At 33.3% G+C, this 17,144-nt stretch carries 14 protein-coding genes and 1 pseudogene; 3 read left to right on the top strand and 12 right to left on the bottom strand.

Annotated elements, in window-relative coordinates; all coding sequences use genetic code 11:
• Window positions 1–22 precede the first annotated feature (22 nt).
• The 5 genes from ACSBO6_RS00395 to ACSBO6_RS00415 all read right to left on the bottom strand — a co-directional run bounded on the left by ACSBO6_RS00395 (window position 23) and on the right by ACSBO6_RS00415 (window position 5,297).
• Entirely contained in the window at window positions 23–694 is a 672-nt protein-coding gene (locus tag ACSBO6_RS00395) for a YdeI/OmpD-associated family protein (protein ID WP_098844566.1), read from the bottom strand.
• A gap of 113 nt (window positions 695–807) precedes the next feature.
• Complete coding sequence (locus ACSBO6_RS00400) at window positions 808–2,751, bottom strand: FtsX-like permease family protein (protein ID WP_498843979.1); 1,944 nt, start codon at window positions 2,749–2,751, stop codon at window positions 808–810.
• Window positions 2,741–3,502: an ABC transporter ATP-binding protein gene (locus ACSBO6_RS00405; protein ID WP_098844570.1), complete on the bottom strand. Its 762-nt coding sequence runs from the start codon at window positions 3,500–3,502 to the stop codon at window positions 2,741–2,743. The genes ACSBO6_RS00400 and ACSBO6_RS00405 overlap by 11 nt, the downstream gene beginning before the upstream one ends.
• A 104-nt stretch (window positions 3,503–3,606) precedes the next feature.
• Window positions 3,607–4,611 (bottom strand): sensor histidine kinase, encoded by a 1,005-nt coding sequence (locus ACSBO6_RS00410; RefSeq protein WP_098844572.1) that lies wholly within the window; start codon window positions 4,609–4,611, stop codon window positions 3,607–3,609.
• The gene (locus tag ACSBO6_RS00415; protein ID WP_098844575.1) at window positions 4,611–5,297 is read right to left on the bottom strand and encodes a response regulator transcription factor; all 687 of its coding nucleotides are present in this window, start codon (window positions 5,295–5,297) and stop codon (window positions 4,611–4,613) included. The genes ACSBO6_RS00410 and ACSBO6_RS00415 overlap by 1 nt, the downstream gene beginning before the upstream one ends.
• Before the next feature lie 499 nt (window positions 5,298–5,796).
• Between ACSBO6_RS00415 and ACSBO6_RS00420 the strand changes: the two genes are divergently transcribed.
• Window positions 5,797–8,898: an Ig-like domain-containing protein gene (locus ACSBO6_RS00420; RefSeq protein ID WP_098844578.1), complete on the top strand. Its 3,102-nt coding sequence runs from the start codon at window positions 5,797–5,799 to the stop codon at window positions 8,896–8,898.
• A gap of 107 nt (window positions 8,899–9,005) precedes the next feature.
• On the opposite strand, the gene queF is transcribed toward ACSBO6_RS00420, so the two are convergent.
• Genes queF through queC form a run of 4 tightly spaced genes read right to left on the bottom strand, consistent with a single transcriptional unit; the run spans window position 9,006 to window position 11,352 of the window.
• The gene (gene queF / locus ACSBO6_RS00425) at window positions 9,006–9,503 is read right to left on the bottom strand and encodes a preQ(1) synthase (protein ID WP_088012612.1); all 498 of its coding nucleotides are present in this window, start codon (window positions 9,501–9,503) and stop codon (window positions 9,006–9,008) included.
• A 5-nt stretch (window positions 9,504–9,508) separates the two neighbouring features.
• Window positions 9,509–10,225 carry a 7-carboxy-7-deazaguanine synthase QueE gene (queE, locus tag ACSBO6_RS00430; RefSeq protein ID WP_498843980.1) on the bottom strand — a complete coding sequence of 239 codons (717 nt, stop codon included), beginning with the start codon at window positions 10,223–10,225 and terminating at the stop codon, window positions 9,509–9,511.
• Complete coding sequence (gene queD, locus ACSBO6_RS00435; protein ID WP_098845787.1) at window positions 10,218–10,694, bottom strand: 6-carboxytetrahydropterin synthase QueD; 477 nt, start codon at window positions 10,692–10,694, stop codon at window positions 10,218–10,220. The genes queE and queD overlap by 8 nt, the downstream gene beginning before the upstream one ends.
• Window positions 10,687–11,352: a 7-cyano-7-deazaguanine synthase QueC gene (gene queC, locus ACSBO6_RS00440; protein ID WP_098845788.1), complete on the bottom strand. Its 666-nt coding sequence runs from the start codon at window positions 11,350–11,352 to the stop codon at window positions 10,687–10,689. The genes queD and queC overlap by 8 nt, the downstream gene beginning before the upstream one ends.
• Window positions 11,353–12,793: 1,441 nt before the next feature.
• Here queC and ACSBO6_RS00445 point away from each other — a divergent pair.
• Together ACSBO6_RS00445 and ACSBO6_RS00450 are read left to right on the top strand one after the other, a co-directional pair.
• Window positions 12,794–13,996, top strand: a complete 1,203-nt coding sequence (locus ACSBO6_RS00445; RefSeq protein ID WP_098845790.1) for a ParM/StbA family protein — start codon at window positions 12,794–12,796, stop codon at window positions 13,994–13,996.
• A gap of 9 nt (window positions 13,997–14,005) precedes the next feature.
• Window positions 14,006–14,599 carry a hypothetical protein gene (locus ACSBO6_RS00450; RefSeq protein ID WP_498843981.1) on the top strand — a complete coding sequence of 198 codons (594 nt, stop codon included), beginning with the start codon at window positions 14,006–14,008 and terminating at the stop codon, window positions 14,597–14,599.
• A 49-nt stretch (window positions 14,600–14,648) separates the two neighbouring features.
• Here ACSBO6_RS00450 and ACSBO6_RS00455 read toward each other — a convergent pair.
• The 3 genes and pseudogenes from ACSBO6_RS00455 to ACSBO6_RS00465 form a co-directional block, all read right to left on the bottom strand.
• Window positions 14,649–14,801 (bottom strand): annotated as a pseudogene (locus tag ACSBO6_RS00455) (CBS domain-containing protein); the annotation flags it as partial.
• A gap of 246 nt (window positions 14,802–15,047) precedes the next feature.
• Window positions 15,048–15,956, bottom strand: coding sequence for an EamA family transporter (locus tag ACSBO6_RS00460; RefSeq protein WP_498843982.1), 909 nt, complete (start codon window positions 15,954–15,956; stop codon window positions 15,048–15,050).
• Window positions 15,957–16,209: 253 nt separating this feature from the next.
• Window positions 16,210–17,028, bottom strand: a complete 819-nt coding sequence (locus ACSBO6_RS00465) for a purine-nucleoside phosphorylase (protein ID WP_498843983.1) — start codon at window positions 17,026–17,028, stop codon at window positions 16,210–16,212.
• Between the last annotated feature and the right edge of the window lie 116 nt (window positions 17,029–17,144).

The raw sequence follows: 17,144 nt of genomic DNA on the forward strand, positions 1-17,144 counted from the left end.
ATATCTTGTGGATTTTTGACTTTTATTTTTTATTCCTGCGATATAAATCCATTGTTTTATAACCAGCACCTAAGGCCATTTTCATTTCTTCACGCCTTTTTGTTTTCGTTGCTTCTTGCTTAGCGCTATATATATAACGAGCCCAGTCTTTACGATACCCAGGAGTTAGAGAATTATAGATCTTAAGTATATTAGGAGAATCTTCTAAATCTTTTTCAACGTTTGGAATCATATCGATATAGTCATCGACACATTGACTTGGTTTCGATGAGTTGTCAGCTTTTGTTTTCGTCGTATCTTTTAATCCAACAACCGTAAAGACATCATCAAGTCCAACCATTCGAGCAAATTTAATTGAACTTGAACCAATATAGCCGCTCTCATCAGCACCTAATCCTTCGAATAAATCGTCACGATGAATATAAGTCGGGTAGACTTTGTTTCCTTTTTTAGGATAGGCAATAAAAATATAACCATTTTTATCTAAATAATGATTCTGGATAATTTTTGGGACTAGTTCTTTTAGTGAGTCCATATCAAGTACAAAAGCAAATATGAGATCGTAAGGATGGTTTTGTAGATCCGTATCAAAATGTGGTAAATCTGCAAAATAATTTGCATCACTCGGTTGATTTAAAATGGTAGCTTTTTTATACTTTTTTAAATTTAGTTTTTCAACAATGGTTTTCGTCATCCCGATCCTCCTATAAAGTAGTATGTATAAAGATTTTATAAATCAAAATAAGTAAAAAAATAATAGAAGCTCAAGGTTCCAGCTTCTATTATTTAATAGGAAGTAGTATTAGTCTAAAGAGCTTCTTTAATTACTTTTTTATAATAAAGAACGGATAAAAGACCAAATACAGAGTATAAAATAGCATATAAAACCATCACGATTATCATTGGTGTCCAAACTTCAGTACCGAATAAGAACCATCCAGATTGGACAGCAAAATAGCTATGGATCAGTCCGATTACTAAAGGGATACCGAAATTAAATAGTTGTTTAGAGCGTATTCCTCTTAATAAGTCTCTACGAGAGAAACCTAGTTTACGTAAAATTGTATAATTCGGTTTCTCGTCAACACTTTCATCCATTTGTTTAAAGTATAAAATACATCCTGATGTCATTAAGAACGTTAGTCCTAAAAATCCGACGATGAACATAATAAGACCCATATTTGCTTTCTGGGTTTTAATGATTTCAATTCTAGAATCATTAGGATAATTCTTATCTAATTGATGATTCATAAAAATATCATTTGCTTTTTCGATTAGTTTTTCATCACTTATATTAATGCCATTATAGATAGTAGAATCTTTTTGAATTGATGGATCAAGATTCTGTTTTAACGTTTTATACACTTGATTGTCTACTATGACAGTAGGAAATCCACCATTTGTGAAGTAGGAAGGTATAATCTTTTCACGTTTTAATCCTAAATAGTTTAAATTAAACTTTTCCTTATTGCTAATTAATTCAACTTGCCCTGATTCCTTTATCGTCATAAACTTTTGTAGCATATCATCGTATCCAGTAAATAACGCTTCATTAGAATGGAGGTTTACTTTAATTGACTTTTCACTTACGACGGCAAGTGGAAACTTTTCTGTATCCTTCATCATACCGTCTAACCCTTTTTCTAGTATATTCTTTATATTTGCATTAACTTGAATAACCTCAGTATGTTCTTCTGTATATTTAATACCATTTTTATTTAGCGCAGATGTGAAAGTTTGTAAATCCTTCTTATTATTTAAGAAAAAATCAGCAGGGACATGGCTCTCAGCTGTCTTTTCAGCAGAATAATAAGAAATATAGCTTAAAGATAATAAACCAATTGCTAGTGCCGATACAGTTGTAATAATGGTTAGTAACAAAGCATTAGACTTCATTCTAAACATAATTGAAGATAAAGAGAGAACATCATTAATATTTAAATAGCCCTTTTTCTTTTTTCGAACGATATTTAAAATAAAGCGAACAGAGCTTTTATATACTAAATAAGTCCCAATGATGACAGACGCTAAAATATAGATCATTACTGCAAATAGTTCAGTCGTAGTTGTAAAATCACCATCAAATAGTTTTGATGATAAATAGTAACCTGAAATAATTAGTAAGATACCTAAAATTCCAATAGCTATTTCAAAAATAGACATTTTTTTAAGCTTACCTTCAGTCGATGAGACTACTCGGAATAAAGATAAAATAGTTTGTCTTTTTATAAAGACATAATTCATTAACATAATGAAAGCATAAATGACAACAAATACAATTAATGTCTGTACTAAAGCTTCTGAAGAAAAATGTAAAGTAGCGATCGCTTTAACGCCTACGATTTTATATAAAATCATAATGATTAGCCTTGAAATCGAAAAACCTACTAAGATCCCAAGAGCCAGTGAACTAAAATAGAGAATACAATTTTCAACTGTTAAAATACCAAAAATCCTGTTTTTAGTCATACCGATTAATTGAAACAAACCAATTTCTTTACTTCTTCTTTTTATGAAAATCATATTTGCATATAAAAGGAAAATCGAAACGATTGCAACAAGTAAAATCGACGCCGAGCGAATTGCTGCTGCTCCTTTGATCGAACCCTTTGTCGCTTCCATTGATGGGTCATATTGTAAGGTAACAAATGAGAAGTATAAAGCAGCACTAAACACTAAAGCAAAAACATATAAATAATAGTTTTTTATATTCTTTTTTAAATTTCGGAATATCAAATGATTAATGCTCATTGTGAACACCACCTAAAACACCTTGAGTTTTCATGATATCTTTAAAGAAATTCTGTCTCGTATCATCACCTTTGTGTAGTTGCGAATAGATTTGTCCATCTTTAATAAAGACTACGCGGTTGCAAAAGCTTGCTGCTACTGGATCATGTGTAACCATTACAATTGTCGCGTTTCTTTTCTCATTTAGTTCACTTAGTTTATTTAATAAATCTGAAGCGGATTTTGAATCTAATGCACCTGTAGGTTCATCAGCGAAAATAATACTCGGTTCATGAATAAATGCTCTAGCGGCTGATGTACGCTGTTTTTGACCCCCAGAGATTTCGTTAGGGTACTTATCTTTTAATTCATAAATACCAAGCTCTCTAGCAATTACTTCAAACTTTTGATTGGCTTCACTTGATGAAGTTTTTGTTATTGATAAAGGTAAAAGTATATTTTCTTTTACTGTTAATGTGTCGAGTAAGTTGTATTCCTGGAAAATAAAACCTAAATAGTTTTTACGAAATTCTGCTAATTGTTTTTCTCTCATGTCCGTTATATCTTTACCTTCAATTGCAATCGTTCCACTGTTGATCTTATCAATTGAGGAAAGAACGTTTAGTAAAGTTGTTTTACCAGATCCAGATGGACCCATGATACTAACAAATTCACCTTTTTCGATGTTTAAATTAATGCCACTTAACACTTCTTGTTTATTAAATTTATTTCCGTAACTTTTATGAATTTTATTTGCTTCTAAAATATTCAATTCATTCACTCCTTTATTTTCATTCGATAAAATTAGTATAAATGGTTACTAAGACCGTTTCCTTTGATTAACCGAACAATAAACAAAAGCATGTGACAATTTTGTCACATGCCTGTTATTTTTACAAATTCATTTCGATTAGGGAAGATTAGTGTGAAAATCGAACCCTTTTCTAATTCTGACTTTACTTGGACAGTAATATGTAGGGACTGGGCAGCTTTTTTTGCTAAATATAATCCCATCCCTGTAGAAGCGTTGTCTTGATGTTGGATTGTAGAAGTAAATCCTTTTTCGAAAATTCGCGGTAAATCTTTTGAGTGAATACCACGACCAAAGTCCTGAATTTCAAGAATCACTTGTTCATTTTTTTGCTTACTTATAATCCGAATGTCAGAGGATGTACTATATTTCACCGCATTTGTTAATAGCTGTCGTATTATATATGATAACCATTTAGCATCACTGAATACTTCTAGCTCCTCTAACTCAATATCAAATCCAATACCTTTATGAATACACCATGATTGCAAAGTTTTTATCTCTGGATAAATGACATCTTCAAGTTGAATTTTTTCGATATAAAGATCATTTTCAATAAATGGAATCCTTTTTTGGTGAAGCTGTTGATCTAGTAATAGGTGGATACGTAACCATTCATAAGTTAAATTTGATTTCAACTTTTCATCCTTCATCCGATCAATCATTAAATGCATTGCTGTTAAAGGCGTTTTTACTTCATGGATCCATGATAGGAGCTCATCTTTTTCTTGCTCTAAATAAGTTTGATTTTGAATAGCTATTTTTTTAAATAAGATTGTTTGGTTCGTTAAACTGTTTTCTACAATTTCTTCAAATGGACTATTTGAATCTTCAATACCAGTCAAATCAAGGTTATCTTCACGTTCGATGAGACTTTTATAAAATTTTATTTCTTTAGGATATCGAACGACTAAAAAAATAAAAAACAATAATAGTGATAGAAAGACAATGTAAAGTAATGATTTTATTGGAATTGACGAATCAATAAAAGAAACAAATACAATGAGTACTTGCGTTAATAGAAAAAAAAGTATCCAACTAAATCGCTCAATTAAAAATGTTCTAAACATTAGATCGCCTCTTCTAAAGCAATATATCCTTGACCAACCTTTGTTTCAATAAATTGCCCTAAACCTATTTCATCTAATCTTTTACGTAATCGATTTACGTTTACAGTCAAAGTATTATCACTAATAAATCGCTTATCATCCCAAAGGGCATTTATTAATTCCTCACGACTTACAATTTTATTTTTTTGTTCAATTAGCAGTTTTAAAATATAAATCTCATTTTTTGTAAGTTCAATTGCACCATTTTCATTCGATACCGTATTTTTTTCATAGTCCACGGTTGCACCACACCAAGTTTTAAGAGCAATTTTTTCAGTATTGTAATTATAAACGCGTCTAAGAGTAGCTTGGATTTTTGCAATTAGTACATCAAAATGGAATGGTTTTTGTATAAAATCATCTGCTCCAAGCTGCATTGACATGACCATATCTGAAGGGTGATCTCTTGAAGATAAAAAGATAATTGGTACGTTTGAATGGGAACGGATCATACGGCACCAGTGAAAACCATCGTATTTTGGTAGTTGTATATCAATGATAACTAAATCTGGTTTGATCTCTGTAAACTCTTGAATTACCTTACTAAAGTCATTTATGCCATATACCTCATAGGACCATCCTGATAAACGGTCTTTAATCTCAGTGAATAGGGAAGAATCATCTTCAATGAGTAATAGTTTAAACAAAGAATTCACCACACTTTTTTATTTACTTTCCATTAATTGTAAAATAAAACGACAATGAATGCTATTAACTATAGAATTTAATGAAATTAAGAAGAAATAGAATCATAATTAACTCGAGTAGGATGAAAGTAGTGAAATAATAAGTTCTTACGAAGCTGATACTCCTAAGAATGGAGTATCAGCTCTTCATATACACAGACAATAGACATATTTTCAAGGACTCTAATTCGAAGATTGTCATATTAAATCATATTTTACACAGGAATACCATACTATTAGACTAAAAATCCCCATCCATCGACAAATCAAATCAAGATCATTTAAAATCCTGTATTGTTAATAATTCTGAATACTCATAATATTAGGTTGTTGAGTGCTCAATCTATTATTTTTTCTAAAAATCCATATGATCGTAAGTTTAGTATTTCTTCAAATACTAGTAATTTGTTATGAAAAAGTTCTAATTTCAATCTGAATTAAAATTTTAGGAGGACAACAAATGAGGTTACAGAGCCTTAATCGGGTTTTTACATTAACGATCATTTTTACATTATTTATCTCTTTATTTAGTAATTTGACCTTTGCAGCATCGAAAACAGAAATAAAGGTCCCTAAGAGTAAAAAAATTGTAAAAATGCTTCCTAGTGAGTCTACGGTATCTTTTGCACTTTCAGAAGTCAGCCATAAATTATCAATTGTAGCAGTATACGAAGATGGCACTAAAAAGGATGTCTCAAAAGAAGGACAATGGACTTCTGCCAATAAAAAGATTGTAACAGTAAAAAATGGGACACTAAAGGCTATTTCTACGGGATCTACACAAGTTCAATTTAAGCTTGGAGCAGCAGTATCAAAAGTTGATGTTTCGATTACTATAAAGAAAGACAAGCCTAAAACTCAAAAAAAACCGAAAATAGTCACTTTAATGCTATCAGCTTATCGAACAACTTTTATTAAACAAGGAGAAAAGAAATCAATTCAATTGAAAGCACTTTATAGTGACGGTTCTGTAAAAGACGTAACTAGTTCTGCTACTTGGAAATCGAGCGATACTTCAATTGTAAAAGTCTCAAAAGGAGAAATAAAAGGTATTACAGCAGGTGATACTTTTTTAAAGGTTAAATATTCAACATTTCCTGAGATTAACTTTTTTGTTTCAGTTAAAGAGGTTTATGTAGAAACAACAGGACTTGAACTTTCAGTAGGGCAGTTAAGACTAGAGGCAACTGACAAGCCTGTCCAAGTTGAAGCTCAAACTAGAACATCTTTAGGTGTAGTGAAAGATGTGAAAACACTTGGTAAATGGGAAGCAACAAATACTAATGTTGCAACCGTAAATAGTAGTGGTTTGATCACTCCGGTTGGGGTAGGAGAAGCATATATTTATTTTAAGTATGATAAATTTGTAGATGCTGTACGGGTTAAGGTCGTTAAACCGAAAAAACTTGTAACGGATACACCTAATATTGAAATTTTACCAAATGCTTCATTCGAGGCAACCTTAAATGAAGTATTTAATGACGGTACGTCTGTAGATGTCAGAGATAAAGCAGCTTGGACGAGTGATAATCCTAGCATTGCCACAGTAACAAACAATGGTTTAATCATTGGAGGTAAGACAGGTAAAACAAAAATTAGAGCTTCCTACCGCTCTAATCTACATCCTCCAATTGAAATAAATGTCAACATCACAAATAAGCTTTCTGCACCTAAACCAATTGGCTTAACGGCTACACCTTCCAACTTCTACTTAAAAGCTGGAGAGGAAAAGAAAATATCAATTAAAGCCATATATAGTGATGGAATGGTAAAGGATGTAACAAATTCCGTTGAGCTAATTAGTAGCGATCCTAGAGTAGCGTCAGGTAGTTTAGATAAGGTGACGGGCCACAATAAAGGTACAGCTATATTAACTGCTATTTTTGAGAGGCAAACTGTCGATATTCCAGTAATAGTTAAGCAATACAATGCTACTCCATTGCCTGAAAAAATTACCGTTACACCTAATGTGACGAATATGATTGTAAACGAGCAAAAGCAGTTAAACGTGAAAGCATACTATTCGGATGGATCTGAACTGGATGTAACTTCTTTATCACTTTACAATTCTTCTAACCCAAATGTCGTTTCGATCGATAAAGATGGATTGATTACAGCTCATGGTAAAGGTACAGCAAATGTAAGCGTATATAGTATGGACTACACAAAACGATTTGAAATTGTTGTATCAGATAAAAAGATAGTTAGTCGAATAATTGATTTAGAACCAAGTGAAACAGACATTAAATTTAAAATAACTGAACGAACGCACCCGTTTTCTGTAAAAGCAAAATATCAAGATGGTTCAAATGCGGACGTTACATCTCTTGGAAGATGTACAACACTAAATCCAGATATTGTTACAGTAGAAAATGGTGTACTGACTGCGGTCTCACCTGGTACTACACAAGTTCTAATCAACAACGGTACAATTACAGAAATACTTGATGTCACAATTTTACCTGAAAGTCCACAACAAGAAAAACAAGAAACGGATTTAAAAATTGAATCATTACTAGTTAATACCTTCGATGTTGTCGTTCAAAGAGGTAAACTTTATCCTTTTAAAATTTCAGGGCAATATAATGATGGCGTTCAGAGAAATCTTACACAGTTGGTAAAATGGAAAGTAAAGAATCCATCAATTGCTAGTATTTCAGAAGGAAAGATTATTGGTAAAAAGAATGGAAAAACTACTATTATAGGTAAAATAGACGGATACCAATTTGAAATTCCTGTTAATGTAATTGAAACACTTGGACCCGTTAACTTATTTTCACTTACTTTAAGTCAGGGGTATCTGCTAATGCAACCAGGAGATCAGCCAGTAGATATCATTCCATTCGCAGAGTATACAAACAGTGAAGTTGTAGAAGTCGATCGAGAGGGAAAATGGGAGTCTACAGATGAGAGTGTTGCTAAGGTTGATCAAAACGGGGTTATCACGCCAGTAGGCACGGGTGAAGCCCATGTCTTCTTCCGCTATCATAATGGCTTTAATGATGCAGTTTGGGTGAGAGTAATGAAGCCTAAGGAATTAGTGTCAAATGTCGGTGATGATAAAGTAGTTTTAGAACCAAAAGAAATGACGAATATAAGCATTGATGCAGTATATGGTAATGGTCGGTGGGACAGATTTGAAGTAACAGATAATGTAGAATGGAGTGTTGCAGATGAAACAGTTGCAACCATTTCTGATACCGGACGGATTACTGCCCAGTCCGTTGGAAAAACGACAATTACCGCATCCTATTTAGGAGTGACGAAAGAGCTAAATATTGAAGTTGTTGCTAAACATGCCACTCATGTAGTAGGAATATTCGCTACACCAGACAATGTTGTTAAATCAGTAGGTTCAAAAATGAAATTAAAAATTAATGCATTATTTAGTGATGGTACTGTAAAGGATATTACAACTGAAGTGTTTTGGAGAATGTCAAACTCTGATGTCGCTTATGTTACGAAAGATCATTATGTATTTGCAGCCTCTGAAGGAGCAGCAGTTGTAAGAGCGGAGTATGCAGGATTTAGTTATATTATCCCAATTGTGGTAATAAAATAATAAAATTTAGTTCCCCCCTTAATTAAGTTTAATAAAAAAAAGCTCATTTCTAAGTTATGGGAAATGAGCTTTTTTATTCAAGTTAAAATACATAGCGATTAATCCGATTATCGATTATCAATCTTCTCAGGATATAAATCATGGTTCATCATACGATGTTCAGCCATTTTTTCGTATTTTGTACCTGGGCGACCATAGTTGCAATATGGGTCAATTGAAATTCCACCACGTGGAGTGAATTTTCCCCAAACTTCAATATAACGAGGATCCATTAATTTAATTAGATCATCCATAATGATATTCATGCAATCTTCATGGAAATCACCATGATTACGGAAGCTAAAGAAGTATAGTTTTAATGATTTACTTTCAACCATTTTCTTCTCAGGAATATAGCTTATATAAATTGTCGCAAAATCAGGTTGACCAGTTTTTGGACAAAGTGAAGTAAATTCAGGGAAATTAAATTTTACGAAATAATCACGATCTGGGTGAGTATTATCAAATGTTTCTAATATTCCTGGATCGTACTCAAATAAATATTTAGTGTTGTTACTGCCAAGTAATGATACATCTTCTAGTGAACCTTTTGATCTTCCTACCATTCTGGTTAAACTCCTCTCTTATTTCCCCAAACAAATGCATGTAATTGAGGTAAAACTTTTACATTTTTAAAGACGTTTGATTTCATTGCTTCATCTATAAGCCATTCGTAACGATTTAACATGTATTGTAATAAAGTGCCATCATCCGCATTTAGCCAACTATTTCCGACTTGTAAAAAGAACGGAACATGTGGGAATTTTTGATGAACAGATTCTGCATAAGCTAAATCTTTTCCATCAAAAATAACAACTTTTAAGCAAAACTTTGGGTGGTTTTCTAAACTTTGAATAATGCTTCCTAGCATTTCAAAATCAGTATTCATGCCACTGCTAGGCGGTTTAGGCGATAAAGTAACTTCATCTATAGAAGGTAACCAAGACTGCCACTTACTACCTTGAGTTTCAAGAGCCAAAGTCATATTCTTTCCTTTTAAAAACTCAACAACAGGGCCTAAAGATGGAAGTAAGGCAGGGTTTCCACCAGAAATCGTAATATGAGAGAAAGTATCGCCACCTAAACTGACTAAATTCTCCCAAACTTCTTCTGCGGTCATCCATTTAATATTCTCTTTTTCACTACCATCCCAGGTGAATGAAGAATCGCACCAACTACATGAGTAATCACAGCCAGCTGTACGAATAAACATCGTTTTTTGACCGATTGCCATACCTTCACCTTGTACAGTAGGTCCGAATATTTCAAGTACAGGAATTTTATTCATTGATCATCCACTCCCTACGAGCTTCTGCATAGCTTGTAGGCGTTTCAAATAAACGAACAAACTCAACTCGAATATCTTGTACAGGATTTGTTTCATCTTTAAGCGCATTTTCCATTTGCTCAAAAATCCAAACAACCATGTTCTCCGCTGTTGTATTCATCGGAGGTAGCATCTCATTTAAATAACGGTGATCTAAATAGATTTCGATTTTTTCTTTCCAGATCTGCTTAATATCTCCAAAGTCTATTACTAAGCCGATCTCATCAACAAAGCCACTGATTCCAAAAATAACTTTATATGTGTGGCCGTGTAAATTCTTACATTTACCTTCATAGCAGTGTAAGTGATGTGCAGCATCAAACGTAAATTCTTTATTAACAAGAACTCGTTTATGGTGATATTTTAAGTCTTCTTTTTTTATATGCTCATCGATCTTATGAAGTCTTTCTACAATGCGAAAATCAAACATGCTTTGGGGCTCCCTTCGATTGTAGGTAACGATCTAAACCAGCCTGACGAAGCTCACATGCCGGACATTCTCCACAACCATCTGAAATGATGCCGTTATAGCAAGTTAATGTTTTATTTTTAACGTATTCAAATGCACCCAATTCATCAGCTAATTTCCATGTGTCAGCTTTATCAATCCACATAAGTGGAGTATGAATAACAAATGGATAATCCATTGATAGATTAAGAGTTACATTTAATGATTTAACAAAGATATCTCGGCAGTCAGGATATCCGCTAAAGTCAGTCTCACAAACACCAGTAATAATGTGCTTTGCTCCTTTTTGTTTAGCAAGTACTGCTGCAAAAGATAGGAATAATAAGTTACGTCCATCGACGAATGTAGAAGGAAGTTCGCCTTCTTCGTGAGTTATATCAATATCTGATCTTGTTAAAGCATTTGGTGCAAGCTGATTTAACAAGGACATATCAAGGATATGGTGAGGAATATTTAATTCCTTACAAATATCTGCAGCTACATCCAATTCAAGTTTATGGCGCTGATTGTAATTAAATGTAACAGCTTCAACCTCACCAAATTGTTGCATAGCCCAGAATAAACAAGTAGTACTGTCTTGGCCACCGCTAAATACAACGATTGCTTTTTCATTTTTCATATTTCTTCTCTCCTTTACATGATTAAAAAGAAGAGGGCATCCCGAATAACAAAAATAAAAACAATACGACAAATATTGTTTTTCGCCTTATTTTTTTGTAGAGGGGAGTTTGCGACCTCTACCATAAGTAATATAACTTATGGATTTTTTTATTTAATTCTTTATCTATTAAATTGTACTAAAGGAGTACAATCATAATTCCCATTATAATCGTTTCATGTTAAAAGAACAAAAACTTTTGTAAGAAAGTAAAAAATTACATAAATAGAATGGGGGTTAAATTTTAGCTTTATTTCGATAACGGGAAAAAGGAAATAGAAATGTTTTGAAGAGATTGGTTGGCCAATAAAGGGCACTTTGATATCAAGGAGATTGAATAGAGTAAGTATTGTTTCATTAAAGGAGATATGGGGAAACGTATAAGGCTCTAGTTTTTGGTTGTTATTTTAGAGACTTAATCTGCGCAGTAACGACAAAATCTGCGAATTCGAAATTGGATTTCTCCGTATTCAATTACATAGGGTAAATATTATTCTATTACTTGAAGTTAATAGAAAGAATATAACCGAGTGCTGGGTAAATTTATGGCTGATCTGGTGTAGGGGACATAAAAAGGGAATTTGTAACCAAGGGATGTATTGAGAGAGGGACAAGTGGTAATCATGTGATCACGCAATTATTATTGGACTTTTATATATATGAACTTTGTTATATTCACATCAGTTGCATAGAGAAATTTGCCTATATATTTCGCTAGTAAGTTTCAATAATCGATAGAAAAAAATAGTAAGGCCCCATTTTAATGACGAATTATGACAGAAATTTATTTAATTTTAATCCTTTACCGAGAAGGTTTTATTTAAAATTAACAACAAAATAGAGCTAGGATTACCAAATAAAATTCAGGATTTAAAAATTACTTCTTTCTAAATAATTAAGTTTTAGTCATAAAAAATAAGTAATCCACATGTGGACAATTTTAATGAAAGGACTTATCCACATACTGACAGGTAGAAACCATCTGCCTGGTTATTTATTTTTGGGGATAAACTGTTCTAAATGAGTTGTACACATGTTTGCACACAAGAATACATTTTGTAAACAATTGTACACGATAAAGTATACATGTACACAAAAACGTAAACTTTTATTTGTAGATAGGAAATAGTTGTTCTGAAAATAATTTTAGAATGAAAAAGTCAATGTATACACTTTTGTATACAAGTACACGTTTTTGTAAACATTTGTATACACTTTTGTACACATGTATACGTTATTGTATACGAGTTTATGTGTTTACAATATTGTATACAAGATGACATTTCAGTTACATTTTAATAATAGTTCAGTGGTGGACATTGACCAGATGGCTAAAGTTAGATAATCTAATATCAGAATTATCTATAAATATGTAAACCTATTAACGAAAGGGATGATTTAGGTGGTAAATGCTCGTATAGCTGCTATTGATGTAGGAAACGATTCACTCAAAGGAATTTTTGGGAAGATGGAATCTGAAATTAATATTCCTAATATTATTGCAAGGGATACAGAAGATCGTCCAATCATTGGGATAGAAGAATTAGACAACCAAGATCCAGTTGATGGAATACATATTCGCGTTCACTCTCCTACATTAAAAGAGAATAATACTGTTTATCGTGTAGGGAATTTGGCAACAAAAAGTGGTAATGCAACCGAATTAGATCCTGGGAGTAATAAGTCTGAAGAGGATCAAACACTTATTATGTTATTTGCAGCTTTAGCGTTAGATGCTGCTAGAGAAGAGAATAAACAAATTGTAAAAAACTCTAATAATGTAATTGAGGCAACATATGTATTGGGAACGGGTCTTCCGCTTAGAGAAGTAAAGGAAGGAAAGGACGTAGGTTATCGTTCACGATTACTTGGCTCAGTTCACCAAGTAGAGTTTTTAGTAACACCAAGACATCAAGGTTTAAAAGTTAATATTAAGTTTGAAGATGTTAAAGTTTATCCTGAAGGATTTGCAGCTTTTATTAACTTAGTTATGGACAATCATTTAAACATAATTAATAAAGACCTTATAGATAAAAAAATCCTTATTCAAGACATCGGAGGGTTATCAACTGATATTGCGGTCATTAGGAATCGAAAGGTAGATGACGATAAAGCTCAAGGTTTTAATCTTGGTGTGGCAGAATCCCTTGAAGCTATTCGTGAAGAGATTCGTTCAAGACATGGAGTTGAACTTGATAGCCGAAGAGATGTTGTAGAGATCATTACGAAGAAAAATGATCGAAATCATATAATGGTTAAAGGTAGTCGGACAAGCGTTCATGATATTGTAGACCGTATTCTGTTAGAACTAGCAAAAAAACAATATCGCCATTTGAGAAATATTTGGCAGAAGAACTCTCAAACTGAAATATGCTATTTCATTGGTGGAGGGTCGTTGATCTTAAAAGAATATCTTAAAACACTTAATAATAACCTAGATGGTTATAATATCGATTTCTTTGAGGACGAGAAGGAAAGTATCTGGATGATGGCGAATGCTTATTATAAGCTAATCGCTGATTTTGAATTAAAAAGAGCTAGAGAAGTTAGAAGAGAAGCACAACATACTGGAAAAGAAGAACAAAAAATGTCTAAAGCAAAATAAGGTGATTCCATGAAGGAAAAAGAATTGACGAGGGGACAACCTATTACATTTCGTATCCCTTCTGATACGCCTGATCAGATTATTAAACATTTGCAGCAGCTTAAACAAAGCGAAAGGCGAAACTTTTCAAGTAAGATTGCTGAGTACGTAATAAGCGGAGTGAATGACTCATTATCAAAGCAAAGGCAAACAATAACGATTCCACTTCCGAAAAGCCTAGATAAAGCTCAAAGAGATTGGTTAAAACATGAACATTCTGAGGCATTATTAGGTAGTATTGTGTATCAATTATTATCCAACCCGATTCGAACTGCTTCTCTTATTACATCGCTAAATAGTAATAGTTTAGCAATTGAAGAGGCGTTATATCTTCAAGAAGAAATGAATGAATTAGAGCCAGAATTGGAACCTGTTCAATCAAAACGTTCAAGCGAACCGAATTTAGATAAGACCGGAAGAAAGTCCGATCTTGATGATGATGATTTAGATAACTTTAATTGGGATGCTGCAAGCAAAAGCGAAATCTCTGCAGCTAAAGAAGAAATTGAAGAGGAAGATATGGATAGTCTACTCGGAGATTTTCTCGCACAAATGAATAAGTAAAAAGTAAAAATGGGACCGAATACTAAATACATCGGTCCCATTTTTCTAGTTATTGGATATCATTCTGAGAGATTTGTGATAGTGCTTCGCCAGCACTTTCATCTGACTGCTCTTGTACTGCTAAGTCACCGAGTGAAAGGATACCAACAAGGTTACCATTTTCTATGACTGGTAATCTTCTGATTTGATGTTGTGCCATTAAATGTGATGCCTCTTGAGACTTGCGTTACAATCAATCGTCACAATATTATTAGACATTACTTGGGAAGCATTCGCGTTTCCACCTTGATTAATACCACGTAAAGCTAAATCTTGGTCTGTGATCATACAAACTACTTGTCCACATTGTTTCCAGTCTAAGATTGGAATACCTATTTAATTATTCGAAGTATTAGTAGATTTATGTTATATAATGTATCTTTTATGAGTTTTATTGAAAAAAATATTTTTATGCTGATTGAAGTGACTTCCTATTAAGAAATTCAGGTAAAACGATACCGATTAAAATTAAAATGATACCAAAATATTGTAGAACACCAACCGTTTCCTTCAATACGATTGCTGACATGAATGTAGCTGTCGGTAACTCTGCTGCACCTAAAATAGAAGCAAGACCAGAACCCGTTAAAGGAACGCCTTTTGAAAACATTAATGTAGAGAAAAATGGACCTAGAAAGCCTAAGATTAACCCGTACTTTAATGAAAGCTCTACAAATAAGTGCCAATTTGTGAAAAATGTAGGTGGTAGGAAGATCGCACAAATGATGAAACCACCTGTTATCATTAAGGCGGTTTTTGTGATAGGATTAGCTTTTAAGGCGATTCTACCGCTTAGTAAGATAAAAATACTATACGAAACCGCGGATAACGCCCCAAATAATACCCCAAACCAATTCAGTGAACCAATTCCATCGGTTAAAACATTTGTCGCAAAGATTGTACCGATTACAAGAGGAATCAGTGAGAACAATTTACTTTTTTCAGGAAGTTCTCGATTGACTATTGATTCTAATAAAACGCCAATCCAAGTGAACTGGAATAACAGTACGATTGCTAATGAGGCTGTAATGTATTGCAAAGCCAAATAATAAAACATCCCTGTTAAGCCAGTCGTAGACCCAAATACAACAAGCAATAAACCTTCTCTCTTTGTAGGCTTTGAATATTGTTGATTATTTGATTTAGCAGATCTACTTTTATTTAAAAGTACGATGGACCATAACAATAGAGCCCCTACAAACATTTGAATTCCGACTACATCATTTACAATAAAACCATCACCATAAGCCAATTTTACAAAAGTAGACAAAACGCCATAACAAACAGAACCAATAATAATAAATAGTATACCTTTCAAATTTACACCCCGTTTTCATAAAAAAAGTAAAGAGGAAAAACCTCTTTACTTTTATCTAATTTCTGCCTAGTTGAGCAGATATTTCTCCGGTAATACTGTCTTGAGAACTACTCAAACGCTTTTTTGTATTGTCTAGCTCCAGGCGTTAGCCCCTCGAGGTCATAAGCCGAAGCTTAATAAAGGTAAAAACCATCCTTTATCGTTCTTTGTCTTATGCTTGTCGGGGCTGTTCAAACGCCTTCCGCATTTCGAATTACATTTCTTCTAAAATGCCCTTAACTAAGTTAACAAATTTCGTTCTAACCATGCTTGCTACTTCAATTACTTCTTCGTGGTTTAATGGTTGGTCTAAGATGCCACAAGCCATGTTAGTTAGGCAAGAGATACCTAATACTTTCATATTTCCGTGAACAGCCACGATTGCTTCAGGAACCGTTGACATTCCTACAGAATCAGCACCAAGGGTACGAATCATGCGAATTTCAGCAGGTGTTTCGTATGAAGGGCCACTCCACCAAGCGTATACACCTTGTTGTAATTTAAGATCTTGTTTCGCAGCAACATCTAATGCAAGGCTACGTAACTCTTTGTTATATACTTCAGAAACATCTGGGAAGCGTGTTCCTAGTTCTGGGTTATTTGGTCCAATTAAAGGATTTGTTCCTACTAAATTGATATGGTCAGTAATTAACATTAAATCGCCTGGTTTAAAGTTCGTGTTAACAGCACCACAAGCGTTTGTTACGATTAACTTTTCTACTCCAAGTGCTTTCATTACACGCACAGGGAATGTTACTTCATCTAAAGTAAAGCCTTCATAATAATGGAAACGGCCTTTCATTGCTACCACCGCTTGACCTTTTAACTCACCAATTACTAATTCATTTGCATGTCCAACTGCTTCAGACTTTGCAAAGTGAGGAATTTCACTGTAAGGAATTACAACAGAGTTTTCGATTTCATCTGCAAGAGTACCTAGGCCAGAACCCAATATTAATCCAACAGTAGGACGGTAGCTTGTTTTACTTAGTATAAAATCTCTTGTTTCTAAAATATGTTCAGTTTTATGCATTTATTTAACCTCCAAAAATGAGCGATAGGGTTTGTTTAAGAATTCTAATAAATAATCATGCTTTTAACATAAGTCTAATGGATAATTCCTAACTTGTAAACAGACTAAAAACCATT

It is taken from the genome of Bacillus sp. AL-1R, from assembly GCF_052180195.1.
Taxonomy (GTDB): Bacteria; Bacillota; Bacilli; order Bacillales; family Bacillaceae_G; genus Gottfriedia.

What these genes read in the sequence shown, in the direction of transcription:
- queE (WP_498843980.1), bottom strand. Translation starts at nt 10,225, where the DNA reads ATGAATAAAATTCCTGTACTTGAAATATTCGGACCTACTGTACAAGGT.
- queD (WP_098845787.1), bottom strand. Translation starts at nt 10,694, where the DNA reads ATGTTTGATTTTCGCATTGTAGAAAGACTTCATAAGATCGATGAGCAT.
- ACSBO6_RS00450 (WP_498843981.1), top strand. Translation starts at nt 14,006, where the DNA reads ATGAAGGAAAAAGAATTGACGAGGGGACAACCTATTACATTTCGTATC.
- ACSBO6_RS00420 (WP_098844578.1), top strand. Translation starts at nt 5,797, where the DNA reads ATGAGGTTACAGAGCCTTAATCGGGTTTTTACATTAACGATCATTTTT.
- ACSBO6_RS00400 (WP_498843979.1), bottom strand. Translation starts at nt 2,751, where the DNA reads ATGAGCATTAATCATTTGATATTCCGAAATTTAAAAAAGAATATAAAA.
- ACSBO6_RS00410 (WP_098844572.1), bottom strand. Translation starts at nt 4,611, where the DNA reads ATGTTTAGAACATTTTTAATTGAGCGATTTAGTTGGATACTTTTTTTT.
- queF (WP_088012612.1), bottom strand. Translation starts at nt 9,503, where the DNA reads ATGGTAGGAAGATCAAAAGGTTCACTAGAAGATGTATCATTACTTGGC.
- ACSBO6_RS00395 (WP_098844566.1), bottom strand. Translation starts at nt 694, where the DNA reads ATGACGAAAACCATTGTTGAAAAACTAAATTTAAAAAAGTATAAAAAA.
- ACSBO6_RS00465 (WP_498843983.1), bottom strand. Translation starts at nt 17,028, where the DNA reads ATGCATAAAACTGAACATATTTTAGAAACAAGAGATTTTATACTAAGT.
- queC (WP_098845788.1), bottom strand. Translation starts at nt 11,352, where the DNA reads ATGAAAAATGAAAAAGCAATCGTTGTATTTAGCGGTGGCCAAGACAGT.